We start from the raw sequence: 24,384 nt of genomic DNA, 5'->3' as shown, positions 1-24,384 counted from the left end.
GTTCAGAGTTGCACTCCTCTTATCTTGGCCACCTGCATCACGTCCTTGTCGCCCCGGCCGGAAAGATTGATCAGGACGATCTGATTTCGTTTCAGTTGGGGGGCCAGCTTCGCGGCATGGGCCACGGCATGGGCCGATTCCAGCGCCGGCATAATCCCCTCCACTTGACTTAAGAGATCAAACGCGGCCAGGGCTTCCTGGTCCGTCACATGCGTAAACCGGATCCGGCCCCGATCATAGTGGTAGCTGTGCTCCGGACCGACAGCGGCATAATCCAGTCCTGCCGATACGGAATGCGTAAGCCGGATCTGACCGTCGTCGTCCTGCAGGAGATAGGTCATGGTTCCGTGAAGGACTCCGAGTGATCCATCGGCAAAACGCGCGGCGTGTTTCCCGCTCTCGATTCCATGACCGCCAGCCTCCACGCCGATCATCTGGACCGTCCGATCGTCCAAGAAAGGATAAAACAGCCCCATGGCGTTGCTGCCTCCTCCGACGCAGGCGACGAGATAGTCGGGAAGACGGCCTTCCGTTTTATGGATTTGCTGACGCGCTTCCATACCGATCACTTTTTGAAAATCCCGGATCATGGCCGGAAAAGGATGGGGACCGAGAACCGAACCGAGGATATAATGGGTGGTGCGTACATGGGTGGTCCAGTCCCGCATCGCTTCGTTGATCGCGTCCTTGAGCGTCCGGCTCCCGGAATCGACAGGGGAGACTTTGGCCCCCATCAACCGCATCCGGTAGACGTTGAGCGATTGACGCTCCATATCTTCGGTTCCCATGTAAACTTCGCATTCCAGGCCGAATACCGCGGCGACCGTCGCCACGGCCACGCCGTGCTGGCCCGCGCCGGTTTCAGCGATTACCCGGCGTTTGCCCATCCGCTTGGCGAGCAAGGCCTGGCCGATCGTGTTGTTGATTTTGTGCGCTCCGGTGTGACACAGGTCTTCGCGTTTTAAATAGATCTTGGCCCCGCCGAGCTTTTTTGTTAAGCGCTCGGCGTAATAAAGCGGCGTGGGCCGGCCTGCAAATTCTTTAAGATATTTCTTAAAAGAAGATTGGAATCTTTTGTTATTCTTTGAGAATTTATAGTGTTTTTCCAATTCGGTTAGCGCCGGCATCAACGTCTCGGGGGCAAACCGTCCGCCATAGATGCCAAAGTGACCGCTCTGATCAGGTAAGGTCGTCATTTGAAAACCGTCATTTAAGCAGGAGCGGACTTAAGTCCGATCCCCCAGCCATCCAGTTTTTACGCCTGTTTGGCAAGTTCAATGAACCGCTTCAGCTTTGTAAGGTCTTTTTTGCCCACACGCTCTTCCACTCCGCTGCTGACATCCACGCCGTAGGGCCGGACCTGTTCGACCGCCTGTTGGATGTTGTCCGGCGTGAGCCCTCCGGCCAGGATGATTTTTCCGAATTTTTTCGCATCCATTGCCAGATTCCAGTCAAAGGTTTCGCCCGTCCCGCCGAGCTGTCCATCCCGAAACGTGTCCAGGACAAAGGCCCTCACCTTGTAGGGAATCATCCGGTTTAGACTGAATTTGTCTCGGATGCGTATCGCCTTGATGACGCGGCTGCCCAAGCGACGGCAGAGGTCCGCCGGTTCATCCCCCTGAAGCTGGATGACGTCGAGTCCGCATTCATTCACCGTCGAAAGGATTTCCCGTTCCTCCGCGTTGGCGAAAACGCCCACCGTCGTGACAAACGGCGGCAATTGCGCGATGATGTTCTTGATCGTCTTGAGATCCGTATAGCGGGGGCTGCTTCGGTAGAGGACAAAACCGACGGCATCCGCCCCGAACTCCGCAGCGGCCAAGGCGTCGTGAACGTTCATGATCCCGCAAATCTTGACTCGCATCCCCATCCATCCTCAAATTTTCCCGAAAAGCTCACGAATCTTGGCCTGAATGTCCGGACTCCTCATAAACGTTTCGCCGATCAGGACGGCATCCGTCCCCGCTTCAAACAAGCGATCGAGATCTTTTCTTTGACCAATCCCGCTTTCACTCACCACCACCCGATCGTCCGGAATTCCCGTAATCAACCGGAACGTGGTCTCCAGGTTGGTTTTAAAGGTCGCCAGATCGCGGTTGTTGATACCGATCAGTCGGGCTTCCGTCTTCAGGGCCCGATCCAGCTCGGCCTCGGTATGGACCTCGATGAGACTGTCCATGGCCAGGTCTCGCGCGAGGGCCTGGAAATCCTTTAGCCGACCGTCGTCCAGGATGGCGGCGATCAGCAAAATCGCATCGGCGCCAAACGCCCGTGCCTCGTAGACCTGATATTCATCGATGAGAAAATCCTTCCGCAGCAATGGACGCGTCACCGCGGAGCGAACCCGGGCCAGATCATCCAGGGACCCTTGAAAGAACCGTTCCTCCGTCAACACCGAAAGGGCCGCCGCGCCCGCTTCTTCGTAAATTTTTGCGATCGAGACCGGATTGAACGCCTTCCGGAGAAGGCCTTGCGAAGGAGAGGCCTGTTTCAGCTCGGCGATCAGTTTCAGGTTGGATCCGTCTGAAAAGGATTCCGCAAAAGGCCGCGCCGCCTCGCGATCCCTGCATCGGCGTTTCATATCGGCCGGCGGACGCTTGAGTTTGGCGGTCCGTACCGCCTCTCGCGTCGAGGCCACGATGTCATCCAGAAATGTCACAGCCCGTAAATGGGTCAAGATTCGTTGCTCTTTTTCAAGACCGATTCGTCATCGCGCGAAGTCGTTTTAATTTTTCCATCGCCGCCCCGCTGTCGATCGATTCCGCCGCCACGCGGACTCCGTCCTGGAGTGTGCGCGCTTTCCCGGCCGCCACGACCGCCGGAGCGGCATTCAGCAGGACGACGTCCCGCCTCGGCCCCTTCTGTCCGCCGAGGACGTCCAGGACGATCCGGGCATTGTGATCCGGCATCCCGCCGACGATGTCTTTCACGCGGGCGGTCGGAAGATCAAAATCGCCGGGTTCGATGTGGTAGCACTTGACTTTTCCCTCTTTCCCTTCGCAGATCTTGGACTTCGTCGTGATCGTGATTTCATCCAAACCATCGAGCCCGTTCACACAAAAACAGTGAAGCGACCCCAGGTTCATCAGGACCTGCGCCATTAAATCGCTCAGATTCTGGTCGTACACCCCCAGCACCTGGATGGAGGCCTGCGCCGGATTGGTCAGCGGACCGAGAATGTTAAAGATCGTCCGAATTCCGACTTCCTGTCGCGGTCCGATGGCATGTTTCATCGCGCCATGATAAAGGGGGGCGAACAGGAATCCGATCCCGATCGTATTCAGGCATTCTTCGACTTTCTCGGGCGGATAATCGATTTTAATCTCCAACGCTTTTAAAACATCGGCGCTTCCACAACTGCTCGAGACGGACCGATTCCCGTGCTTGGCAACCGTGATTCCGGCGCCGGCGACCACAAAGGCCGTGGTGGTCGAGATATTGAACGTGTTCATCCGGTCGCCCCCCGTTCCGCAGGTATCCACCGCAAACGGATCGTTCACATGGATCCGGACTGCCTTTTCGCGCATGACGCGGGCCGACCCGGTGATTTCCTCGACCGTCTCACCCTTCATCCGAAGCGCGGTGATGTAGGCCGCGATCTGAGCGGAGGTCGCCTGGCCCTCCATAATTTCGCGCATCACGGCCTCGGCCTCGGCCTCGGTCAGGTTGACCTCGTCCACCACTTTTGCGATCGCTTCCTTGATCATTTTATGCCATTACCCGAACACGGAAATGTATCATATTCTAGAATGAAATGGTATCCCTTGGAAACAAGAATCCGCGCATCCGTCGCCAACACTATGAATGAAAAAAACGGCACGCGTCACCCCTTGACCATGTATTCCGCCTTGATGCCGCGGACACGGTAAAGATAAAGGGCGAAAACCAAGGTGAGTATCACACCGACATTGACCAGCGCATCGAGCAGGTACTGGTTGAAGCGAACCGGCGAAACCTCGACCTGAAGCGTAATTTCGGCCCCGATCGTCAGAAGACGCCGAACCGATGCGATGATGCCGACGTGGAGAAAAGGCTCGAGGCTGATCGTTCTACTTTTGAGGAAGTTGATGATCGTCCGAAAGAGCTCCAGCAAGATAACCACCAACAGGAGCTCGTTCATTAAGACCAGAACGGCCTTTGGGAGGCTCTCCCTAACACCCACCAAGAATTCGACCCAGCCGAAAACGAAAACAACCATACCGAGAAAGAGGAAACTGACCCCGGCCGTGACATAACCGTATTTCTCAAGCCACTCCATCACACGCATCTGCAGATCCGTTCCGCCGGTCGTACTCATACGGTGGTTTCTCCTATAACCTCAAGAAATTTTTCAGAAGATCCATTCCGGCCTTCGTGAGGATCGATTCGGGATGAAATTGCACGCCTTCAACGGGGTGATCCTGGTGTCGAAGTCCCATGATTTCACCCTCCCGCGTCTCGGCCGAGATCCTCAAGACGCCAGGAAGCGTCTCTCGTTTTACGATCAAGGAGTGATACCGCGTCGCCTCAAAGGGATTCGGAAGCGATTTGAAAATCGTCTGTCCATCGTGGTGAATCATCGAGGTCTTTCCATGCATCAGACGGGGCGCCCGCACCACCTCGCCGCCGAAGGCCTCCCCGATCGCCTGATGACCGAGGCAGACCCCCAGGATCGGAACCCGTCCGGCAAACCGTTTGATGAGCTCGATCGAGACCCCGGCCTCCTTCGGCGTGCAGGGTCCGGGCGAGATCACGATCCGATCGGGTCGGAGCTCCGCGATCTCGTCCAGCGTAATCTGGTCGTTTCGGTAAACACGCACATCCTGATCCAGCTCCCCGAAATACTGGACCAGGTTGTAGGTGAACGAGTCATAGTTGTCGATCATCAAAAGCATATCGCGTCACGCCACGAGCGTCATCGATAGGGCATCCCTTATTTAGTCCAGGCCCCCTTGGGCCATTTCGATCGCGACCAGCATCGCCTTGGCTTTATTGACCGTCTCCTGATATTCACGTTTGGGATCGGAGTCCGCCACGATTCCGGCCCCGGCTTGAATATAGGCCCGCCCCCCTTTGATCACGATCGTCCGGATATTAATGCAGGTATCCAGGTTTCCGGAAAAACTGAAATAACCCACGGCGCCTGCGTACGGGCCTCGACCGGTCGGCTCCAATTCCTCGATAATTTCCATGGCTCGGATCTTAGGCGCGCCCGAAACGGTGCCCGCGGGAAAACAGGCCCGCATCACATCGTAAACGTCCTTGTCCTTTTGGAGCCGTCCTTCGATTTGCGAGACGAGATGCATCACGTGCGAGTACCGTTCGACGGCCATCAATCTTTCCACCCGAACCGACCCGACATCAGAAACGCGTCCGACATCGTTTCGCCCCAGATCCACCAGCATGATGTGTTCCGCGCATTCTTTTTGATCGGACAGGAGCTCGCGCTCCAGCAACCGGTCCTCCTCCTCGTTCCGGCCCCGCGGACGGGTTCCGGCGATCGGCCGGAGTTCGATCTTGCGGTCTTCGCATCGTACCAACACCTCGGGCGAAGAACCGACCAGCTCGAGGCCGTCCAATTGAAGATAATACATGTACGGCGACGGGTTGATGACCCGGAGGGACCGGTAAATATCGAAGGACGCGGACCGGGACTCGGTTTCGAATCGCTGGGAGAGCACGACTTGAAAAATATCCCCCGACCGGATGTATTCCTTGGCCCGGCGCACGATCTTCCGGAAGGCGGGAGGGGTCATATTTGAAGCGATCCTCCATTCCGAATTCTTCGCGCCGTTACGACGTCTCTTCTTATCAAGGCGATCTGTTTTCTTCAAACGGGCGATGATCGCCTCGATTTTATCAATCGCCTCGCGATACGCCCGCCGCGCGCCGTCCGTTCCGCGCCCGCCACGGTCGGACAGATGGACGTTCGAAACCACTTTAATGGTCTGCGCCATGTTATCGAAAATGAGCAGGGTATCGGTCACCATTAAATACATCACGGGCAAGTCCAAACCGTCGTGGTGAAAGTCGGGAAGCCGTTCGATGCTTCGGATCATATCGTACCCGAGATAGCCGACGGCGCCTCCGAAGAAGCGCGGCACTCCCTCCACTTCCACCGGTTGGTAATCGGCCATGATCCCCTTGAGCGTCTCCAAAGGGTCCGTCTTGACTTTAACCCGCTCGACACCTCCGGGCCGGATCAACGTCAATTCATTAAGCGATCCTCTGATGACCAACGCCGGACGGCTTCCCAGGAAGGAATAACGCGCCCATTTTTCCCCGCCTTCCACGCTTTCCAGAAGATACCCGTAGTGTTCATCACGGATTTTAAGAAACGCGGACACGGGTGTCTCCAGGTCAGCCAGGATTTCGCGATAAACCGGAATCAGATTTCCCTGTTTGGCCTTGCGGATGAATTCTTCCAGCGAGGGGTGATACGCCGGCATGCGCTGGATCGTTCTCATCGATTTAGGTTTCATTCCGCTCACTCTTCAAGTTTTTTTGACGTTACCATGCGGGAGGGTAAAAGTCAATGAATCTTGTCGAAGGACTCTGAATAATCAGGGGGTTAGGAAGTAGGCGTTTTGCGATTAATCATGAAATAGCCGATCAGGAGATCGATGCGTTCCAAGAGTTTTTCCGGATCGGAATCGCTTCCCTTATTGACATAACTGGCCGGTTTGAAGAGGGAGATTTGCCGCTTCAAGTTTTCATCGCATTTGTGCGCGGAGAAAAAAAGAATGGGCACTTTGGCCTTTCCGTATTGGCCTTCGACCGCGCGCATCATACGCGCAGCCGTGATGCCGTCGATGACCGGCATCTCCACATCCAAAATGACCAAATCGACGGACTGATTTTCGGCCAGCCTCCGGGTAAACGACGTGATGAATTCCTGACCGTTCTTGGACGAGAGCACCGATCGGGCCATTTTCTTCTTCAACAACGACTCTCTGATAAGGTCGCGCGTCAGATCCGAATCGTCGGCCGCAAGAATGCAACCGGCCAGCCCCCTTTCTTCCTCCATCGCCACGTCCAGAACAAAACCGCAATAGACACAAGTCGTTTCAAGTTTTCCATCTCGTTGGACTTTATTGACCGGCACCGATTCGCCGCAACAGAGACAATATTTGTTTTCCGTCTTCACCCAATTCACCCTATCACACCGCATTCCGACTGTCAATGAAGCTTGACGGGGTCTGAAGGGAGTGTTATAAGAACCTTAGGCCATGCATAACAACCGACCCTTCGAAAGGATCCAACCATGAAAGAGCTGTTGGGCAGACCCGGTTTTCTGCCGGCCCATGGGACCCTGGGCGCAGACCTGAGTTTTCTCATGGCCATGGCCTTCACGATCCTGTTCATGATCGGCTGGAGAATGGGCAAGAAAAAACAGGGAAACCGCCACCATGCGCTGACTCTCTGGGCGATGGTCAGCATGCTGGGCTATTTTACGCTGTACTATCTGGCTCGAGGACTCGGCGCATTGGCGACGGAAGGGAAGGAGGGTTTTGGAGGGCCGGAGTGGCTGTATAATTATCTTTTTACGCCATTGCTGACGATTCATATCACGGTCGTAAGCACCGGGCTGGTTTCCGCGGTTTATATGATCGTCTTGGGTTTCCGCGTCGCGGTGAAACGATCGGGGCTGCGCGTTCTTCAGAACGGCCTTCTCACCATGACCCGGTCGGCCTTTTTAACCGTCACGGGTGCGGTTTTTCTGTTCTTCGGCCTCATCGCCGTCGTGCGATGTCGTTCGACGGCCTGCTGGATCGTTTATATTTCCGGTTTTCTTCTCGTCTTGTTCGTTCTCTTTCTGGAAAAAGGAATCGAACGGCTCATCCCGGATGGGGAACGTCGTCACCGTATCATCGGCACGTTTACGATGGTGCTGTTCCTTATCGCACTCTGCACCAGCTCCGTCACCTATTTGATGCTCTACGTCATCTGGCCCCCCAAATTACCCGGATAAACCCATCCGGTCCTCAAAAGCGTCCGGATCAATGAGGCCTCCGGCCGGAGACGTGACCGCGGCTCATCGAAAACGTTTTAATGTGACCTTGACGCCGTGCTTGGCAAAGTATTTCTCGAAGGACGTAAACTGAGATTTCAGAACGTTCACGGTCGAGACATAACCGTAGTTGAGAATCTCCAGACGGGCCGCCAGGTTGATGACGTTGTACAAGAACATCAAGGCGTCGGACGGGTCGGGTTGGACCAGAAGGAAATCCTTGTCGGGATGTTCCGCCTGATAGCGCTTCAGGCCGAGATAAATCCGGGTGCCCGTGCTGATCCGGTTCCCCTGGTCAAAGATATACGACATCCCCTTTTCTTTCAGACCTCCGCAATAGCCGTACAAGGTCGGCAAGCAGAACTTGCTCCGGTCGTTGACGATGTGAACAATGGGGTTGATCACGAACACGAGAGAAGCGCCATGATTGATCGCGATGTCCATGTACGCGACACGGCCGACGCCTCCGTCGATATAGTCCCGCCCCTTGATCTGGACCGGCTGGAAGACGATCGGAATCGCCGACGAAGCCGTGACGGCCTGCGAGATGGGTACATCGGCGAATTCGCCCTCCCCGAAAACATCGTACCGCCCCAGGTCGACGTCGATCGCCGGAATGTACAACTCGCGCTTTAATTTTCGGAAATCGTTGGTATAACCGGGTTGGGATAAAAAAGACCCCAGGTAATCGTCAAAATTTCGAAGGGTGAAGAGTCCGGAAGGGAGGTATTCCTCGAAAAGGTGGACCAGATCCATTGTGGAGAACCATTTCCGATTCCGCCACAGATAGCTTATCATCGGTCCCAGTGACCGGACCAGTTTCTTGAACAACTGCCACGTTTCCTGATAACCGAAGCTGTAAATATTGCTGCTTTTGAAATTAAAGGGGCTGTCTTTGTTTTCGCGGATCGCCTCGAATATTTCGATCGGCCTGACCTGGTTGGCGACCAGGGCCGCCACGCCCGCACCCGCGCTGGTTCCAACGTAAATGTCAAAATCATTTACGGTAAAACCATTGTCAAAGAACTCGTCCAGGGCCGAGAGACAGCCGACCTCATACATCCATCCGGGGAAACCTCCTCCGGCCAATACGAGGGCCATCTTTCCCTCCCGAACGGGGTATTTTGATGGGTTGTCGCCCACACGGCCTCCGTTGATCACCGGGTCATCCGTCACGCATCCCGGAACCGGGCCGGACGTTTCTGCAGGAACGCATGGAGGCCCTCCTTCATATCCGCCGTCTCGCAAAGTGAGCCGAACAATTTCGCTTCCAATTCCAGCCCGGACTCCAGCGATTGGGTACGGCCATCTAGAACCGCCTTCAGCGCCGCGCGGACCGCCAACTGACCCATCCCGGCGACTTTCTTCGCCACCGCACGGGCCCGGCTCAAAACCTCGGCGTCCGGAACGACCTCATTCACCAGCCCCATCCGGCGGCCCTCTTCGGCCTTGACGCGATCACCCGTCAGGATCAACTCCAGCGCCTTCGCGGTTCCCACCAAACGGGGCAAGCGCTGGGTGCCGCCGAAACCCGGAATGATGCCGAGCGTGATTTCGGGAAGACCCAGCCGGACCCGGTCGCCCGCGATCCGGAGATGGCAGGCCATGGCCAGCTCCAGCCCGCCTCCGAGACAAAACAGGCCGTTCACGGCCGCGATCATCAATTTGTTCATCCGTTCGATCCGATCCATGATCGCCTGGCCCCGAGCGCTGAGCTGCCGGCCCCGCTTCCCGGATTCAATATCGGCGATTTCCTTGATATCGGCGCCGGCCGCGAAAACCTTTCCGGCGCCGGTGATCACGATCGCCTTCGCCTCCGCATTTCGGCCCATTTCATCGATGACCCGGTTCAGCTCATCGAGAAGGGCGCTGCTTAAGGCATTGGCCGGCGGGTTGTCCAGAGTCACGGTGGCCACGTCGTCTTCAATTTGACATGCGATCAGTCGTTGCGACATGGGCATCCTTTAATACGTAAAGAACCCCCGCCGGGACTTTAGGCCGATGTACCCCGCCCCCACCATTCGCTTGATGATCGGCGCGGGCCAAAAACGAGGGCCGAGCGACGCCGCATGGCGTTGAAGCTCTTTTAACAGCACATCGAGTCCCACCTGATCGGCGTAATGAAGCGGACCGCCCTTCTCGCGCGGGAAACCCGTTCCAAAAACCATGGCCAGGTCCAGATCGCCGGCCGTCGCCGTTCCTTCCTGAAGACAGATCGCGGCCTCGTTGATCATCAAAAGAAGCAGCCGCTCGGGAGCGAACCCCGTTTCGGCGACCCCGACATTCTTACGGACTTTTTGAAGGATTTGGGTCATCTGTTCATCATTTTCGTCATCGTATCGATAGACCCCCGCGCCGCTCTTCCGACCGAAACGCTTCGCCGCAACCATCTCGGACAGGATCTCGGCCACCGCCATGCGGGGACCGTAGGCGTCATAAAGGATCTGCGAAACCTTTTCGGCGATATCGATCCCGATCATATCCAACAGGGTGAACGGTCCCATCGGCATACCGAAGGCCTTCATCGCCCCGTCTATCTCGTTCGCCGAGGCCGCCCCCTCCTGAAGAGCAAGGGCGGCCTCGTTTAGGTACGGCATCAGCAACCGGTTCACGACAAATCCGGGGCACTCCCGGACCCGGATCGGAGTCTTTCCCAATCGTTCGGCCAGCGCAACGACGTCATGGACCGTTTCCGGAGAGGTATCCAAACCCGGGATTACCTCCACCAGCTTCATGGCGTATACCGGATTAAAGAAGTGCATTCCGATCACTTGCTTGGGCCTGCGGGTGACCGACGCGATCGCCGAAATCGACAGGGAGGATGTGTTCGTAGCCAGCACGGTCCGCGGGGGACAGGCGGCATCCAGCGCCGTGAAGACCTTTCGCTTGACCTCCATTTCCTCAAAAACAGCTTCGATAACGACATCCACGTCGCCGAATCCGTCATAATTCGATGCCCCCACGACCAAGGCCGCTTTCTGTTCGGCTTCGGCGGCCTTCATCCTCCCCTTGTCCACGCGGGTCTGATAAATCTTCCGAATGGTCTCAAGGCCGCGCGCGACGCCGTCCTCATGGATATCCATGAGAATGACCGGAACCCCGGCATGACTGATCACCTGGGCGATCTGCGCCCCCATGGTTCCCGCTCCGATCACGGCCGCTTTTTTAATGTTCATGGAATTCTCCAGATAACGTCCATTATTTTCGTTCGAGAACCATCGCGGCGCCCAGCCCCCCTCCCACGCACATGCTGGCGACTCCGAGGGAAAGATCCCGCCGTTTCATTTCACGCAACAACGTCAGGATGAGACGGGCTCCGGTCATCCCGACGGGGTGGCCCAGGGCAATCGCCCCTCCGTTGACGTTGACGATCCCGCGGTCCAGCTTCAACACCCGCTCCACCGCAAGATACTGCGCCGCGAACGCCTCGTTGATCTCGAACAGCTGAATATCGCGAAGGCTCAATTTGGATTTTCCGGCCCCGGCCTTTTCAAGAGCCTTCGGAATCGCCGCGGCCGGCCCGATCCCCATCCGCTCGGGCTCCACGCCGACAAAGGCGTAGGACCGCACATAGCCCAGCGGCTCGTAGTTCAGAGCACGGGCCTTCTCGGCCGACATGACGAGCAGCGCCGCCGCTCCGTCGTTCAATGGACAAGCGTTGCCGGCCGTCACCGTGCCGCCTTCTTTGAAGATCGCCGGATTTTGGGCCAGGCGCGCGCCGTCCAGTTTCGGATCGGGGGCTTCGTCCCGCTCAAACGGCGGCGGAGCCGTTCGGCTCCGGGCGCCGGTCCGGACAACGGTGACGGGAATGATCTCATCGGTGAACTTACTTTCTTTAAGGGCGATGAGCGCGCGCCTGTGACTTTCAAGCGCGTACGCGTCCTGCTCCTCGCGAGAAATCTTAAACTCCTCGGCCAGATTCTCGGCCGTGGAGCCCATGACCTGACCGCAAAAGGCGTCCGTCAGACCCTCCCAAACGCTGTCGATCACCTCCCCGTGCCGAAGCCGTTTTCCCCAGCGCATCTGCCGGATGATGTACGGCGCCAGGCTCATGTTCTCGATCCCGCCCGCGATCTGGACGTCGGCGTCCCCGCATTGGATATTCTGGAAGGCGTTCACGACGGATTGGAGCCCGGAGGAGCAGTTTCGCTGGACGGTGTAGGCCGGAACGGGGATGGGAAGACCCGCCATCAGGCTTACGACCCTGGCCAAGTTCGTCGCGTCGCTGTTTTGCAGGACGCAGCCGAAAATGACCTCCTCGATTAAATCAGGGCCGAGCCGAGTTCGCTGGAGAAGCCCCCGGACGACCTGCCGCCCGAGTTCCTGGTTCGTCACATCCTTGATCGTTCCGCCGAAATTCCCGATCGGGGTTCGGACTCCATCCACGACGACAACTTCTTTCACCGGACGACCTCCGACCTTTTCCGGCCCAACTCTTCTTCAAGCAGGATGCGCCGTAAGACTTTGCCCACCATCGTCTTGGGCAGCTCCTTCCGAAATTCGACCCACTTCGGGACCTTGAACTTGGCCAACTCCTTCCGGCAGTAGTCGCGGATCTCTTCCTCGGTCGCGTGCTCGTGCTCCTTCAGCACCACGTAGGCCTTGATCAGCTCGACGCTGAACGTGTCCGGGATTCCGATGACCACGGCCTCTTTGATCTTCGGATGTCGGAACAGGACCTCTTCCACCTCCCGGGGATAGACATTCTCGCCGCGGGTCTTGATCATGTCTTTTTTCCTGTCCACGATGTAGAAATAGCCGTCCTCATCCATCCGGGCCATGTCGCCGGTATACAGCCATCCGTCGCGGAGAACCTGCTTGGTCTCGTCGTCCTTGTTCCAGTACCCCTGCATCACTTGGGGCCCGCGGACCGCCAGCTCGCCGATCTCCCCGATCGGCAGCTCTTGCCGGCCCGTTTCTCGATCCATGATCCTGGCATCCGTGTCCGGAAACGGCAGGCCGATGGAGCCTTTCTTCCGAAGGCCGTGGATCGGCGTGCAATGTGTGACCGGCGAGGCCTCGCTCAATCCGTAGCCCTCGACCAGCTTTCCGCCGGTCAGTTCCTCAAATCGGTCCTGGACCTCCCGGTGAAGCGGCCCCGCGCCGCTGATGCAGATACGAATCGATGAAAGATCGAACTGACCGATGCGGGAATAATTGTTGATGGCGACGTACATCGCCTGAACGCCCATGAAGATGGTGACCCGGTGCCGGACGATCGTCTTGAGTACGTCATCCGTTTTGAAACGGGGAAGGAGGACGATGCAGGACCCGGTCAATAGACCGAGGTTCATGCAGGTGCTCAGGCCGTAGACATGAAAGAACGGAACCACGCCGAGAAAGACTTCCTCCCCGTCTCGGAGCGAGGGCATCCAGTGTCGGCATTGAACGGCGTTGGCCATTAGATTGTTGTGGCTCAACATCACGCCCTTCGGAACGCCCGTGGTTCCTCCGGTGTATTGAAGGAGGGCCGTGTCATCCGGTTTGACCGGAACGATGGGCTGGACGCCTTCCGAGCGTTTCAACAACTTCCGGAAGTCGTAAACCGGCGGTTGATGGGAAACCCGGACCCACTGCCCCTCTTTCATCGCTTTGATGGGATAGAACAACCGGAGTAAAGGAGGGAGATAATCCCCAACGCCGGTCAGGATAATCCGTTTGAGAGGAACCCGGTGGCGGATCCGGGATATCTTTTCGTAAAAGATGTCCAGCGCAACGATTGTCTCGGCCCCGGAATCGTTCAGTTGTTGTTCCAGTTCCCGCTCGACGTAGAGCGGGTTGGTCTGAACCACGATCGCGCCGGCCTTCAAAGCGCCGAAGTAACCGATGAGGCACTGGGGAACATTCGGGAGCATGATGGCCACGCGATCCCCTTTCTGCACCCCCATTTCGATGAGGGCATTGGCCAGTCGGTTGCTCAGGAGATCGAGCTGTTCGTAGGTGATGGTATTGCCGTAATAGATCAATGCGGGACGTTTTGGGAATCGCCGGACGGTTTCGAACAGAAGTTGCTGCAGGGTAATATTGGCATAATTAATGCTCGCCGGAACGCCACGCTCGTACGATTTGAGCCAGAGCTTCTGCATCCGCCTCCTCCTTGGAAGAGTGATTTCTCCGGAACAACGGGATCAATCGCGCCGTTATCAAACTTTATACGAAAGTGAGCGAATTGTCAAGAAAACCCGACGGTTTTACTATCGGTGACATGGGGATAGCGAAACAGGATATTTGTCGATGCGGATCTTTTCGGACACCGATTTCGGCTATTCTAATTTGCCGACAACGGACAGATCGGATGGACGGTTTTTACACCTTCAAACGGTCTGATCTTGCGAGGGGCTCGGGATGTTCACCGCGCTCGTGTTCCCATGGGTCACCCCCTACGGATCAAATACATCGAGGGTCATCCGGGAGGTGAGGCTGTCCTTTGAATTCGGACTTTTCGTTTCCGCACCGGACGGCGACGTCAACATGCCCAGCCCGGAAAGCTTGGACATAAAATAGGCCGACTGATCCCGCGGCAACGAGAGCTCTATGCGGATCGTCTGTGGCCGACTTCCTTTCAACAGATTGGATTTCGACGTCCCTCCTAAAAGCTCCACAAGATCTTTGATCGTCTTGTTGGCCATCCAATGATTTTTCGCACGCAGCGTATAGACGTTGTTTGAGGTTTCGGTTTTTGAAACCGGCGGTGACACCGCTTCCGCGGCCGTCGCCGCAGAAACCGGCCAAGTCAGACTGACCAAAACGGACAACAGACCGATTATGCCGATGGCAGGTTTCATCCTGTAGACTATATCGGGGAGAAAATCAGAAGTCAAGGAAACGAAGGCGTTTTGGTCGACCGGTCGGATGGCGGTTGCTCCGGGGACTTCGCCACAATGGCGAAGTCGCCTTGTGCAATGATCCGATCTTTAAGGTATTTGACGCGATAGACATGGCGATTCACACCCGTCTCTTTCGGAGAGAGCGCCCAGAAGGCCTGCGTGGTCGTGAAATTGTACAGGCCGATATCCGTCGGGGCCACCGTCATCTTGTTCCGATCGAGTGGAATTTCCCGTCCATCGGGCCCAATTTCGGAAAGGGAGACGATTAATTCTTTCGCTCCGGCATTTTTTTGAAAGTGAACAACCCAGGCCACGTTTTCACCGAGGCTGAATGTCGTCGCGGGATCGACGACGAACCGGCCGCTGGGATCAAGCGCCTTCCCAAACGTGATGGTCGCCTCCATGGAATTCGGCTGCATCGCATGGATAAAATCGGACACCTCCTGATGATAAAACACCGCCCCGACGCCCAGAAGCACAACCGTAGCCCACCCAACCCCCGTTCCGGTCTTCATCGTTGAATCAGCGGCTTTGTTGCTCCGTTCGGATAAAGGTGTAGAAGCGGGCGTTTTGATGGATCATCGCCAGCTGGGAAACAGTAAGCCTTCGGACGAGTCGTTTATTTTCCAGGTTTTGATTGGTGCCGGAGACGGTCGTGTTGTCGGTACAAATCGCGACCGGGATCCCGTATTCCAGAAACGTGAAGATCGGGTGCATACGGCCGCGTTTGACCGCGCCGGTCTGGTAGTTGGACGTTATGCAGCATTCGATCAGGATTTTATCGCGGGCCAGTCGGCGCAACAACACTTTATCGCGCACCGATGAACATCCGTGGCCGATCCGGGTCACGCCCAACTCGTCAATGGCCTGCCAGACGGCATGCGGCCCTTCATCTTCACCGGCATGGATCGTAAGGCCCAGGCCGCCGGTGCGGGCGATGGCATAGGCTTCTTTAAACAAACCGGGCGGATTCCCGCGTTCGAGACCGGCCACGTCGAACCCGATCACGCCCGACCGTTCGTGAAACTGTTGGCCTTCCGCGACGGCGGATCGGGCCAGGATCTTGGCGATGTGAGGACCGTGCTGGCGCATGGCGATCACGATCAACCCGGCCCGGACGGAAAATCGTTTTCGAGCGCGGTTGATTCCGCTCAAGGCCGCGCTGATCGTCTGCCGCAATGTCAGACCCGCATAGGTATGGATGACCGGTGAGTATCGGAGTTCGAGGAGCCGGACCTGATTCCGATAGGCCTCTTCCACAATGGCCTCAACGACGAGAGCGATGTTTTCGTAAAATTGGGTGATCCAAAGAGGGTAATGAAACTTGTCCAGATAGCGCAGCAGACTGCCCATTTCCTCATCCTGGAGAATCAGGAGTTTTTCCATTTGGGTCAGCGATTCGACCGGGTTGAGTCCGTGCCGCTTCATAAGCTTCCAGGCCAGCCCGACGGGAATCGAGCCGTCCACATGCTGGTGAAGCTCGACTTTTTGGATACGGCTCGGATCGGACCTTACCGGATTCTGCCGCGATTTTCTAACGCTCATGGTTGTTTTTTAGCCTTTAAAGTCCCGATCCCATCGTAGTAGACCTTGAAATATCTCAGCAGGTCGCGCACCGAGATGATCCCGGTCAATCGCCCCTCCTCCGTGATGCCCAGATGCCGGATTCCCTTTTCCTTCATCAAATCATTCGCACGCTCCGGCGTCTCGGTGATTTCGATCGAAATAATCGGACTGCTCATGATGGACGAAATATGGGCCTGCTCGGGATTCAGCCCTTCCGCGACGGCCTTGCGGGCCAAGTCCGTCTCGCTGATGATCCCGACCGGACGACCGCCCCGGGTCACGATTAGAGAGCCGATTCGATGATCCCGCATCCGTTGGGCGGCGGTTTTCAGAACAGCATCGTGTTCAATCGTCTCGATTTTCTTATTCACGAGCATATTCAGCAAATCCATCGCTTCCGCTCCTTGGTATCGGTTAATCGGCTCCTGGATCGCCGAGCATCTAGTTTTTCCGGGCGATGACCATGATATTAAACCCGAAACGGTTAAACGGATACATTCCAGAAACCGCGAGGTCGATCGTTCCAAGCCATACGGCCAGCGATCCCAAAAACGTCCGCCGATACTGCTCCAGTACATAACGATCCGGAATAAGAGACGCCAAAATATTGTGGCCGTGAAACCCGGTCATTTTAAACCCGTGCCGGTTCAAGAGATCCGCCAGTTCCCGATGCGTGAAGGTCTTAAACCGCATTCCTTCCCATTCCCGGGTGTCATGGCCGCGGCCCCGCGTCCGGATCGCGTCCCGAAGCTCACGGGGCTTGTAAAGGAGCCCGGCGTTCCACTTATTGTCCACCTCGAACGAGATCAAGGCCCCGGTCCTGGAGACACGGCTGATTTCGGACAGGGCCCGCTCATATCCGTCCGTAATATGACTCAATACGTCGCCGTACGACAGGACGCAATCGAAGGTTTGATCCGGAAAGGGCAGTTTACGCGCATCCTCTTTCATGAAACGGACATTCGGAAAATCGCGACACCGCTCTCGGGCGACGGACAAAAGATCCTCGGCAATGTCCACGCCGATCACTTCATCGCCGTATCGGGCCAGCCGAACCGTTTGGGCCGCGTTGCCGCACCCGACATCCAGAATCTTTTTGTATCGTTTTCCATCCAGGATGTGATGCAGGAGTTTATCATAGAGGCGATAGGCGTTGATAAAAAAGGGTTGGCGTTCAATGATGCGATCATAATCTTCGGTGAGGCGCTTGTAGGCCAACGCCACTTCGTGATTCTGCAAAGGCGGCTCCATGGACGGTCGCATATTATACGGCAAACAAAATGAATCTGACAAGCAACGCGATCAGCGTCCCATCGTCCGTCGGAGAAATTCCTCGATGGAGCCGCTGGTCAGAAATGGGTTTTGGCGTTTCTCATCGCCGAGGGTCGAGACCGGCACGGGGGCGTAATGATGACCGGGATAAACCTTGATGTGATCATCCAAACGTCTAAGGGTGCCGGTCAGGCTGTGATACATTTCTTCCGGACTCCCTCCGGGAAGGTCGCAGCGCCCGCACCCGTTGATAAACAGCGTGTCCCCCGTGATCAGTCGGTCGCCCACATAGAAACACTGCGATCCCGGGGTGTGACCGGGCGTATGGATAAAGGTAATGTTCAAATCACCCACCTTGACCGCATCTCCGCTCTCAATCTTCTTGATGTTGCCGCCTCCGTACCGGAGCGCGGCGGCCTCCTTCTTATGGACAAAAACACGGGCGTCCGTTTGCTTCAGAAGTTCTTCCACGCCGTTGATATGGTCGAAATGGGTATGGGTCAGAAGGACCGTCTTGATTTGGAATCCATGGTTCTTCGCAATCGCGAGGATCGCCGGAACATCCCAGGCCGGATCCACCACCGCCGCCTCGCGCGTCTTCTCGCAGCCGATCAAATAGACGAAGTTTTGCATGGGACCGAGCTCGACCTGGTGCAAAAACAGGGCCGGCTTGTTCTTTTCGAGGACGTTGGCCATCGGGCTTACATCTCCCTCACGCGTTCCGATATCCCGATCACTTCATGAAGATCCATCTGAACCGGTCCCGACAGAAAATCGCGATTCATCTTCCGGGCCTGATTCTTCTGATAGCCTTCGCTCTTCACCCAGGCTTCGAACTCCTCGCGGCTTTCCCAATAGCTTAACACGACGTAATAATCGTTGTTGAGCGGCTTCAGAAATTCGTTTCGGATAAACCCCGGCATCATATCGGCCAGTTTAGGCCTTCCGAGAAACTGTCTTTCAAACTCCTGTTCGCGGCCTTTCACGACCGGAATCCGATTTGCAACGACGATCATTTCATGTCCTTCATCGCCATGAATCCGCAATCTGGACGGGCTACTCCGTGTTCAACGTTTCGATCAAGTTACGGAGGCGGCCAAAGCTCTTCCGATTGAACCGGAACGCCAGCCGCGGCAAGTGGTTCAAATCCGGTTCATCGGACTCTTCCGGGGCGGCCGACTGTCTCACAAACCGTCCTTGAGTTAGAATGTCGTTAAAACTTCCGTTGAGCTTGTCCAACAGCGCATCGGAAAGGGGCCGTTGCAGGCGAATGATCAATTGATCCCCGATATACCGGGAGGAATGATAATTGTGATAAAAGCCGGTCACCTCTTTGACCGCGACATCCACATCATCCGTAATCTTGAAAAAATGCATGTCTTCGGGCGCGATCAGTCCCCGCTTCAAAAGATTTTTTTCAAGGTTCCGACGCCACTCCGACCAGTAGGTCCCGCCCGGGGCGTCGATCAGCACAATCGGCATGATGTCGCTCTTTCCGGTCTGGACCAAGGTCAGCGATTCGAACATCTCGTCCAGGGTTCCAAATCCCCCCGGGAAGAGGGCGATGGCGTCCGTTTCTTTAACAAAGATCAGCTTCCGGGTGAAAAAATATTTAAAGGTCACCAGTTTCGGATCATTCTCGATATACACATTGGGTGACTGCTCGAACGGGAGCTGGATGTTCACGCCAAAACTCATTTTCCGGCCGGCCCCTTCTTGCGCGCCCTTCATGATGCCGTCTCCCGCGCCGGTAATCACCATGTACCCGCGGCGAACAATCTTGTGGGCGAAGCTGGCGGCCTGCAGGTAAGTTGGATCGGTCTCGGCCGTACGCGCCGAACCGAATATGGTCACCTTGCGAATATGACGGTAGCCGGAGAAGAGTTTAAAGGCAAACCGCAACTCCCTCAACGCCGCATTCAGGATTTTGACGTCGATGCGGGCGGCCGGGTCTTCCACCAACTTCAAGGCCGTCACGATGATCTCCTTGATCAGATCGGCATGGGGGGACCCGCCGCACATCTGAATCAGGTTCATGATGTGGTCGTCAAAACTGCCCTGCTCAAGACTGTAGCGTTTGCCCATTTTCGCCGAGATGGATGGAAATAGAACGGCCCCGAAAGAAGGGGCCGATCATCGATCGGATTCTATTTTAAACAATGTCTGTCCGCGTGTCAACGCCCGGGCCCTCGCTGCTTTCGCCCCTGATAACGCTGTTCGGCCTCCGCGTAACGACGCTTCTCGTCCGGCGTCTCCGCATGCAACGGGGGAACCGGCGTCGGTCTTCCCGCGTCATCGAGCGCCACGTAGGTTAGGATCGCGCTGCTGGTGTGGTGCCGTTGGCCGGTTCTGAAATCCTCCGCATAAACTTCGACTCCCACCTCCATCGAGGTTCGACCTGCATAATTCAACGCCGCTTTCAGAATGGCGATCTGGCCCAACCGGATGGGGGAATGGAACTCAAGCCCTTCCATCGACGCCGTCACAACCGGTCGTTTGCTGTGTCGGACGGCCACCACGGCGGCGATCAAATCAATCCAGTGCATCACCCTCCCTCCGAGAACGTTACCCAACGGATTGGTGTCGTTGGGCAGGACGACCTGGACCGCTTCCGCAGCGGAGGCTGAAACAGAATGGCCTTTGATATCCTTCATAAAAAACATCCTAACATAATTTCCCGATAGGAACAAGGTGTTGCCGGTGGATCGGTTCCGCTCCCCTCTTGATTTAACGGACCTCCTCATTTTATAATAACACACCAACGGATATGAGAAACGTGACGTTATGGACAATGCGATTCAATTAAAAACCCCGGAAACCGGTCTTGAGGAGTATTACCGGCTTTCGCCCGATATTCTTGATGAACGGATTTCGGACGTGAAAGCACGATTAGGCGATCGGCTGTTGCTCCTGGGGCACAACTATCAGCGAGACGAAGTGTACAAGTTCGCCGACTACACCGGCGACTCGTTGAAACTCTCGCAGTATGCCGCCCAACGGAAGGATCGGGAATACATCGTCTTCTGCGGCGTCAAATTCATGGCCGAGACGGCCGATATTCTAACAACATCCGAACAAAAGGTTATTCTACCGGATCTCGCTGCGGGTTGCTCGATGGCCGATATGGCGGATATCGAGTCGGTAGAGACAGCCTGGCAGGAAATCACGCATCTCGTTCCGGAGAATACCATCACCCCTATCACCTACATCAATTCAGCGGCTGACCTTAAGGCGTTTTGCGGCGAACGGGGAGGTCTGGTCTGCACCTCCACCAACGCCGAACGGATCATCCGCTGGGCCTTCGAGCGGCGCGAGAAGATCCTTTTTTTCCCCGACCAACATCTGGGCCGTAATACCTGCAAACGGATGGGCATTTCCTTGGACGAAATGGTTCTTTGGGATCCCCTGCGACCGAACGGGGGCAATCGTCCGGAAGCCGTCCGGAAGGCGCGGGTCTTTCTCTGGCAGGGCTTCTGCAGCGTCCACCAGATGTTCCAGCCGCAGCACGTGGACCTCTTCAAAAAACAATACCCGGGAATCCAGGTGATCGTTCATCCCGAATGCTCCATGGAGGTGGTGGACAAGTCGGATCTCATCGGCTCGACCGAATACATCATCCGAACCGTCACGGCCGCACCGGCCGGATCCCGATGGGCCGTCGGAACCGAGTTGAATCTTGTCAACCGTCTCAAGCGGGATAATCCCGAAAAGGAGATCTATTTTCTTTCACCGATGGTCTGCATGTGCTCGACGATGTTCCGGATCGACGCTCCCCATCTCCTCTGGTCGATGGAACGGCTTGAGGGCGGCGCCATCGTCAATCAGATTATCGTGCCGGAGGCGGACCGCACCTGGGCCAAAGTGGCCCTCGATCGGATGCTCGAATTAGCATAGACCGAATGTTCGAGCTGGCATAATCGAATGCCCCGATTCACGTAGTCCGGATGTTTAATCCCGCAAGCGCTGTTCGTACACGCCAAGTCATCAGAAGAAAAATCTTTTCTCCGAAGTGGGATTGGTGATCGGGTTCTGATCCGGGGCACTTCATGAATCGCCCCTACTTCTTCAATTTATCAATATACTGTTTTCGGAATTTTGAGACTTTGGGCGCAATCACCAGTTGACAGTACATCTGTTCCGGATGATTCTTGTAATACTCCTGGTGATAATCTTCAGCCTTGTAAAATACGCTGACCGGGGCGATCTCCGTCACGATGGGCGCATCCCAGATTCCCGACGCATTGACTTCTTTGATCGTCTGCTCGGCAATCGTTTTCTGCTCCGGAGTATGGTAGTAAACAGCCGAACGGTACTGTGTACCCACGTCAGATCCCTGGCGATTGAGTGTAGTTGGATCGTGGATTGAGAAGAATACTTCAAGTATTTCTTTAAAAGAAACGACCCTGGGATCAAACGTGACACGGACCACCTCGGCATGGCCGGTCGTTCCGGCGCACACCTGACGGTACGTCGGATCGACGGTCGCGCCGCCGGAATATCCGGACTCGACCTTCTCGACCCCTTTCAGATCCGCAAAAACCGCCTCAAGGCACCAGAAACAGCCGCCGCCAAGCGTCGCGACTTCCATGTTTCCTCCCGACATGGATACGTTTCTTTTCGGAAACTCTTTCTAGCGAAATCCCCAATCCAGCGGATCAAACGGAATGATCATGGCGCGGCCGGCTTCGACGATTTCCTTTGGAAACGGGCAGGATTTTCGTTTGGCCGTGTCCATATGGACGGAAGTCACGATCATCATGGCCGACCGCTCGCCGGTCTCGTCGTTCCGCATCTCGTGAACGTAGCGGATCACTTTTTCCTTCATCTCGAGAACGCCGGATCGGATCGAGACGACGTCGCCCGCTCTCAGCTCGCGCTGATAGGAAACTCGTTGCTCCAGTCCGGCCATGCCCCGGCTCTGTTTGCGGATGTAGGACGCTGTAATTCCGAGTATCGAGAAGAGTTGCCAGGTGGCCTCATCGAACTTCCCGACGAACCACATCACGTTCATATGGCCGATATGATCGCAATGCCACGGAAAAACGGTGCCTCGATAGGTCGGCACCCAGCCTTCTTTGTCGTTTTCAACCTTGTTCATCTATAAGGCCGCAGTCCCCGCGTCATGGCCACCGCGCGGCGGCGTGACCGGAGAGGCCAGGATCGCGCGCAGCCAGGTTTCGGCCTCCGAACGGGTTCGGAACACGGCCGTCTTCCAGCCCGTGCTGTCGGCCAGCACCTCCCACATCCGCGCATGACCGAAGGTAAGGTCATTGGCGGCCACGACGGCCACCACGACATTGGACGTCACCTTGGCGAGGCGTTCATCTATTCTTGCAAGCTGACGGATCTCGTCGGTCGTGACACGGAGGTCGGTCACATCCGCCAGAAGGACCATCGCATGGCGGATGCGGCGAAGGCGAGTCTCCTGATCAAGAAGCGCTCCCTTCGCATCAAGGATTTCATCAGCCGTCACGACGCCGGATCCCACGAACAGCAACCCCTGATGGTTATCCACGAACTCCGTAGAGAACGGCATGACACTTTCCCCGATGGGCGGGACGAATCAAGCCCCTACAGAATGAACGACCTTGTAAAAAGGATTTAGGACCGCGCCAGTTTCTTCCCAATGAGGTCCGCGCCGATCTGACCCGACATCAGCATCGCGCCGAAGGCCGGGCCCATGCGCGGGGTGCCGTAGACCGCGGCGACCGACAGCCCGACGATGAAGACGTTGGGATAAACTTCGCCCGTGTTGTCCAGGACAAGCTGTTCGGATTTCTCAACCCACATCGCGCCGTTCCCCGGAACGGTCTTGTACAGTCCCCGTTTGTTGAGATACTGCAGCGCCACCGCGTCATGGCCCGTCGCATCTACGACGATCTTGGACTCCAGTGCGATCGGGTCGACATGAACGAGATCGTGCCCCATGTTCTCGACCGGGGCCCAGTTCACGACGACGCCTTCCACTTTGTTGTCCTTGCGAACGATCAGGTCCACAACTTTTGTCAGGTTCAAGACCTTCACGCCGGCGTCGTACGCCGCGCCGATCAGCTTGGCGCAGGCGTGCGCCGCCTCGACGATATGCATCCCGGGCTTTACCTCGGTGCAATGGACGCCCAGCTTGACCAGAAGCTCATGCGCCGGTGCGGCGATCGCCGCCTTGGTCATGAGATACCCGCCCGACCAGAAGCCGCCGCCGAGGTGCGCGTTTTGTTCGATGATCAGGACCTTGAGCCCGGCCGTCGCCAGCTCACGCCCGCAGACCAGACCGGAAGGACCGGCGCCGATGATGACGACATCGGACTCGATGATCTGATCGAACTGTTTATAGAACTCCTGCGCGATGCTCCGCGTAATGTCGGCCTCGCGCAACGGTGTTATTTTTCTTGGATTCATACGTCACCTATGTTTCGTGGGGCCCAAAACGTGAGGCGCAAGAAGCAAAAGATCGGATCCACAACGTTTCCCTCCCACGCCTACCGCCTCTCGCCTCACGGATTCTATTGATATATCTTGAGCCCGGCCTTCTTGAACTCCTCGGCCTTTTCCTTCATCCCGGTCTCGATGGCGGCCTGCTCGTCCAGCGCCTTTTCCTCGGCGTACTCCCGGACATCCTCGGTGATTTTCATGGAGCAGAAATGCGGGCCGCACATCGAGCAGAAATGGGCGATCTTGGCGCCTTCGGCCGGAAGCGTCGCGTCATGATAGGCCTTTGCGGTTTCGGGATCG

Annotated in this window: 29 protein-coding genes; 2 read left to right on the top strand and 27 right to left on the bottom strand. The window is 56.4% G+C overall.

The features are described from left to right. Positions 1–2: 2 nt before the first annotated feature. The 8 genes from trpB to VLY20_02975 form a co-directional block, all read right to left on the bottom strand. Positions 3–1,196, bottom strand: coding sequence for a tryptophan synthase subunit beta (trpB, locus tag VLY20_03010; GenBank protein HUK55608.1), 1,194 nt, complete (start codon positions 1,194–1,196; stop codon positions 3–5). A gap of 59 nt (positions 1,197–1,255) precedes the next feature. Next, entirely contained in the window at positions 1,256–1,864 is a 609-nt protein-coding gene (locus VLY20_03005; GenBank protein HUK55607.1) for a phosphoribosylanthranilate isomerase, read from the bottom strand. A gap of 12 nt (positions 1,865–1,876) precedes the next feature. Then, a complete protein-coding gene (gene trpC / locus VLY20_03000) occupies positions 1,877–2,659 on the bottom strand; it encodes an indole-3-glycerol phosphate synthase TrpC (protein ID HUK55606.1) in 783 nt (260 codons plus the stop codon). 34 nt (positions 2,660–2,693) lie between these two features. Beyond that, complete coding sequence (trpD, locus tag VLY20_02995) at positions 2,694–3,707, bottom strand: anthranilate phosphoribosyltransferase (GenBank protein HUK55605.1); 1,014 nt, start codon at positions 3,705–3,707, stop codon at positions 2,694–2,696. Positions 3,708–3,823: 116 nt separating this feature from the next. Continuing rightward, complete coding sequence (locus VLY20_02990; GenBank protein HUK55604.1) at positions 3,824–4,297, bottom strand: phosphate-starvation-inducible PsiE family protein; 474 nt, start codon at positions 4,295–4,297, stop codon at positions 3,824–3,826. 13 nt (positions 4,298–4,310) lie between these two features. Further along, positions 4,311–4,874 (bottom strand): aminodeoxychorismate/anthranilate synthase component II, encoded by a 564-nt coding sequence (locus VLY20_02985; protein ID HUK55603.1) that lies wholly within the window; start codon positions 4,872–4,874, stop codon positions 4,311–4,313. A gap of 42 nt (positions 4,875–4,916) precedes the next feature. Then, positions 4,917–6,461: an anthranilate synthase component I gene (trpE, locus tag VLY20_02980; GenBank protein HUK55602.1), complete on the bottom strand. Its 1,545-nt coding sequence runs from the start codon at positions 6,459–6,461 to the stop codon at positions 4,917–4,919. Between the two features lie 89 nt (positions 6,462–6,550). Next, the gene (locus tag VLY20_02975; GenBank protein ID HUK55601.1) at positions 6,551–7,126 is read right to left on the bottom strand and encodes a response regulator; all 576 of its coding nucleotides are present in this window, start codon (positions 7,124–7,126) and stop codon (positions 6,551–6,553) included. Between the two features lie 117 nt (positions 7,127–7,243). Here VLY20_02975 and VLY20_02970 point away from each other — a divergent pair, with 117 nt between their 5' ends. Continuing rightward, positions 7,244–7,951: a DUF420 domain-containing protein gene (locus VLY20_02970; GenBank protein HUK55600.1), complete on the top strand. Its 708-nt coding sequence runs from the start codon at positions 7,244–7,246 to the stop codon at positions 7,949–7,951. Positions 7,952–8,014: 63 nt separating this feature from the next. Here VLY20_02970 and VLY20_02965 read toward each other — a convergent pair whose 3' ends face one another. The 14 genes from VLY20_02965 to VLY20_02900 form a co-directional block, all read right to left on the bottom strand. After that, positions 8,015–9,091, bottom strand: coding sequence for a patatin-like phospholipase family protein (locus tag VLY20_02965; protein HUK55599.1), 1,077 nt, complete (start codon positions 9,089–9,091; stop codon positions 8,015–8,017). A 71-nt stretch (positions 9,092–9,162) separates the two neighbouring features. After that, positions 9,163–9,945: an enoyl-CoA hydratase-related protein gene (locus VLY20_02960; GenBank protein ID HUK55598.1), complete on the bottom strand. Its 783-nt coding sequence runs from the start codon at positions 9,943–9,945 to the stop codon at positions 9,163–9,165. 9 nt (positions 9,946–9,954) lie between these two features. Continuing rightward, a complete protein-coding gene (locus VLY20_02955; protein ID HUK55597.1) occupies positions 9,955–11,166 on the bottom strand; it encodes a 3-hydroxyacyl-CoA dehydrogenase NAD-binding domain-containing protein in 1,212 nt (403 codons plus the stop codon). Between the two features lie 22 nt (positions 11,167–11,188). Continuing rightward, the gene (locus VLY20_02950) at positions 11,189–12,394 is read right to left on the bottom strand and encodes a thiolase family protein (protein ID HUK55596.1); all 1,206 of its coding nucleotides are present in this window, start codon (positions 12,392–12,394) and stop codon (positions 11,189–11,191) included. Then, complete coding sequence (locus VLY20_02945) at positions 12,391–14,076, bottom strand: long-chain fatty acid--CoA ligase (protein HUK55595.1); 1,686 nt, start codon at positions 14,074–14,076, stop codon at positions 12,391–12,393. The genes VLY20_02950 and VLY20_02945 overlap by 4 nt, the downstream gene beginning before the upstream one ends. A 294-nt stretch (positions 14,077–14,370) precedes the next feature. After that, positions 14,371–14,775: a hypothetical protein gene (locus VLY20_02940; GenBank protein HUK55594.1), complete on the bottom strand. Its 405-nt coding sequence runs from the start codon at positions 14,773–14,775 to the stop codon at positions 14,371–14,373. A 32-nt stretch (positions 14,776–14,807) separates the two neighbouring features. Next, complete coding sequence (locus VLY20_02935) at positions 14,808–15,332, bottom strand: hypothetical protein (GenBank protein ID HUK55593.1); 525 nt, start codon at positions 15,330–15,332, stop codon at positions 14,808–14,810. 7 nt (positions 15,333–15,339) lie between these two features. Further along, positions 15,340–16,362 carry an adenosine deaminase gene (gene add / locus VLY20_02930; protein HUK55592.1) on the bottom strand — a complete coding sequence of 341 codons (1,023 nt, stop codon included), beginning with the start codon at positions 16,360–16,362 and terminating at the stop codon, positions 15,340–15,342. Further along, on the bottom strand, positions 16,359–16,775 hold the full coding sequence (locus VLY20_02925) for a CBS domain-containing protein (GenBank protein ID HUK55591.1): 417 nt from the start codon (positions 16,773–16,775) through the stop codon (positions 16,359–16,361). Before VLY20_02925 ends, add begins: the two co-directional genes overlap by 4 nt. A gap of 49 nt (positions 16,776–16,824) precedes the next feature. After that, positions 16,825–17,634, bottom strand: coding sequence for a class I SAM-dependent methyltransferase (locus tag VLY20_02920; protein ID HUK55590.1), 810 nt, complete (start codon positions 17,632–17,634; stop codon positions 16,825–16,827). A gap of 51 nt (positions 17,635–17,685) precedes the next feature. Next, positions 17,686–18,351, bottom strand: a complete 666-nt coding sequence (locus VLY20_02915) for an MBL fold metallo-hydrolase (protein HUK55589.1) — start codon at positions 18,349–18,351, stop codon at positions 17,686–17,688. 5 nt (positions 18,352–18,356) lie between these two features. Then, entirely contained in the window at positions 18,357–18,671 is a 315-nt protein-coding gene (locus VLY20_02910) for an antibiotic biosynthesis monooxygenase (GenBank protein ID HUK55588.1), read from the bottom strand. Positions 18,672–18,711: 40 nt separating this feature from the next. Further along, positions 18,712–19,740 (bottom strand): LOG family protein, encoded by a 1,029-nt coding sequence (locus VLY20_02905; GenBank protein ID HUK55587.1) that lies wholly within the window; start codon positions 19,738–19,740, stop codon positions 18,712–18,714. A gap of 89 nt (positions 19,741–19,829) precedes the next feature. Beyond that, the gene (locus tag VLY20_02900; GenBank protein ID HUK55586.1) at positions 19,830–20,309 is read right to left on the bottom strand and encodes an acyl-CoA thioesterase; all 480 of its coding nucleotides are present in this window, start codon (positions 20,307–20,309) and stop codon (positions 19,830–19,832) included. 130 nt (positions 20,310–20,439) lie between these two features. On the opposite strand from VLY20_02900, the gene nadA reads away from it, so the two are divergent. Continuing rightward, the gene (nadA, locus tag VLY20_02895) at positions 20,440–21,549 is read left to right on the top strand and encodes a quinolinate synthase NadA (GenBank protein HUK55585.1); all 1,110 of its coding nucleotides are present in this window, start codon (positions 20,440–20,442) and stop codon (positions 21,547–21,549) included. A 163-nt stretch (positions 21,550–21,712) separates the two neighbouring features. Here the strand turns inward: nadA and msrA are convergent, their stop codons facing one another. The 5 genes from msrA to VLY20_02870 form a co-directional block, all read right to left on the bottom strand. Continuing rightward, positions 21,713–22,243, bottom strand: coding sequence for a peptide-methionine (S)-S-oxide reductase MsrA (gene msrA, locus VLY20_02890; protein ID HUK55584.1), 531 nt, complete (start codon positions 22,241–22,243; stop codon positions 21,713–21,715). A gap of 42 nt (positions 22,244–22,285) precedes the next feature. Beyond that, a complete protein-coding gene (locus VLY20_02885; protein HUK55583.1) occupies positions 22,286–22,753 on the bottom strand; it encodes a thioesterase family protein in 468 nt (155 codons plus the stop codon). Further along, positions 22,754–23,191 carry a hypothetical protein gene (locus VLY20_02880; GenBank protein HUK55582.1) on the bottom strand — a complete coding sequence of 146 codons (438 nt, stop codon included), beginning with the start codon at positions 23,189–23,191 and terminating at the stop codon, positions 22,754–22,756. Between the two features lie 65 nt (positions 23,192–23,256). Beyond that, entirely contained in the window at positions 23,257–24,051 is a 795-nt protein-coding gene (locus tag VLY20_02875) for a sulfide-dependent adenosine diphosphate thiazole synthase (GenBank protein ID HUK55581.1), read from the bottom strand. Positions 24,052–24,155: 104 nt separating this feature from the next. Then, on the bottom strand, positions 24,156–24,384 hold a 229-nt coding region (locus VLY20_02870), incomplete at its 5' end, for a phosphomethylpyrimidine synthase ThiC (protein ID HUK55580.1).

It is taken from the genome of Nitrospiria bacterium, assembly GCA_035517655.1.
Lineage (GTDB): Bacteria > Nitrospirota > Nitrospiria > JACQBZ01 > JACQBZ01 > JACQBZ01.
The sequence above is the reverse complement of the archived record's forward strand: the minus strand, read 5'-3'. Positions and strand labels throughout refer to the sequence as shown.

Bases quoted from the DNA above. Each gene is read 5' to 3' on its own strand.
- trpB (HUK55608.1), bottom strand. From the start codon at position 1,196: ATGACGACCTTACCTGATCAGAGCGGTCACTTTGGCATCTATGGCGGA.
- VLY20_03005 (HUK55607.1), bottom strand. From the start codon at position 1,864: ATGCGAGTCAAGATTTGCGGGATCATGAACGTTCACGACGCCTTGGCC.
- trpD (HUK55605.1), bottom strand. From the start codon at position 3,707: ATGATCAAGGAAGCGATCGCAAAAGTGGTGGACGAGGTCAACCTGACC.
- VLY20_02990 (HUK55604.1), bottom strand. From the start codon at position 4,297: ATGAGTACGACCGGCGGAACGGATCTGCAGATGCGTGTGATGGAGTGG.
- VLY20_02985 (HUK55603.1), bottom strand. From the start codon at position 4,874: ATGCTTTTGATGATCGACAACTATGACTCGTTCACCTACAACCTGGTC.
- trpE (HUK55602.1), bottom strand. From the start codon at position 6,461: ATGAAACCTAAATCGATGAGAACGATCCAGCGCATGCCGGCGTATCAC.
- VLY20_02970 (HUK55600.1), top strand. From the start codon at position 7,244: ATGAAAGAGCTGTTGGGCAGACCCGGTTTTCTGCCGGCCCATGGGACC.
- VLY20_02965 (HUK55599.1), bottom strand. From the start codon at position 9,091: ATGGCCCTCGTATTGGCCGGAGGAGGTTTCCCCGGATGGATGTATGAG.
- VLY20_02960 (HUK55598.1), bottom strand. From the start codon at position 9,945: ATGTCGCAACGACTGATCGCATGTCAAATTGAAGACGACGTGGCCACC.
- VLY20_02955 (HUK55597.1), bottom strand. From the start codon at position 11,166: ATGAACATTAAAAAAGCGGCCGTGATCGGAGCGGGAACCATGGGGGCG.
- VLY20_02945 (HUK55595.1), bottom strand. From the start codon at position 14,076: ATGCAGAAGCTCTGGCTCAAATCGTACGAGCGTGGCGTTCCGGCGAGC.
- VLY20_02940 (HUK55594.1), bottom strand. From the start codon at position 14,775: ATGAAACCTGCCATCGGCATAATCGGTCTGTTGTCCGTTTTGGTCAGT.
- VLY20_02935 (HUK55593.1), bottom strand. From the start codon at position 15,332: ATGAAGACCGGAACGGGGGTTGGGTGGGCTACGGTTGTGCTTCTGGGC.
- add (HUK55592.1), bottom strand. From the start codon at position 16,362: ATGAGCGTTAGAAAATCGCGGCAGAATCCGGTAAGGTCCGATCCGAGC.
- VLY20_02925 (HUK55591.1), bottom strand. From the start codon at position 16,775: ATGGATTTGCTGAATATGCTCGTGAATAAGAAAATCGAGACGATTGAA.
- VLY20_02920 (HUK55590.1), bottom strand. From the start codon at position 17,634: ATGGAGCCGCCTTTGCAGAATCACGAAGTGGCGTTGGCCTACAAGCGC.
- VLY20_02915 (HUK55589.1), bottom strand. From the start codon at position 18,351: ATGGCCAACGTCCTCGAAAAGAACAAGCCGGCCCTGTTTTTGCACCAG.
- VLY20_02910 (HUK55588.1), bottom strand. From the start codon at position 18,671: ATGATCGTCGTTGCAAATCGGATTCCGGTCGTGAAAGGCCGCGAACAG.
- VLY20_02905 (HUK55587.1), bottom strand. From the start codon at position 19,740: ATGGGCAAACGCTACAGTCTTGAGCAGGGCAGTTTTGACGACCACATC.
- VLY20_02900 (HUK55586.1), bottom strand. From the start codon at position 20,309: ATGAAGGATATCAAAGGCCATTCTGTTTCAGCCTCCGCTGCGGAAGCG.
- nadA (HUK55585.1), top strand. From the start codon at position 20,440: ATGGACAATGCGATTCAATTAAAAACCCCGGAAACCGGTCTTGAGGAG.
- msrA (HUK55584.1), bottom strand. From the start codon at position 22,243: ATGGAAGTCGCGACGCTTGGCGGCGGCTGTTTCTGGTGCCTTGAGGCG.
- VLY20_02885 (HUK55583.1), bottom strand. From the start codon at position 22,753: ATGAACAAGGTTGAAAACGACAAAGAAGGCTGGGTGCCGACCTATCGA.
- VLY20_02880 (HUK55582.1), bottom strand. From the start codon at position 23,191: ATGCCGTTCTCTACGGAGTTCGTGGATAACCATCAGGGGTTGCTGTTC.
- VLY20_02875 (HUK55581.1), bottom strand. From the start codon at position 24,051: ATGAATCCAAGAAAAATAACACCGTTGCGCGAGGCCGACATTACGCGG.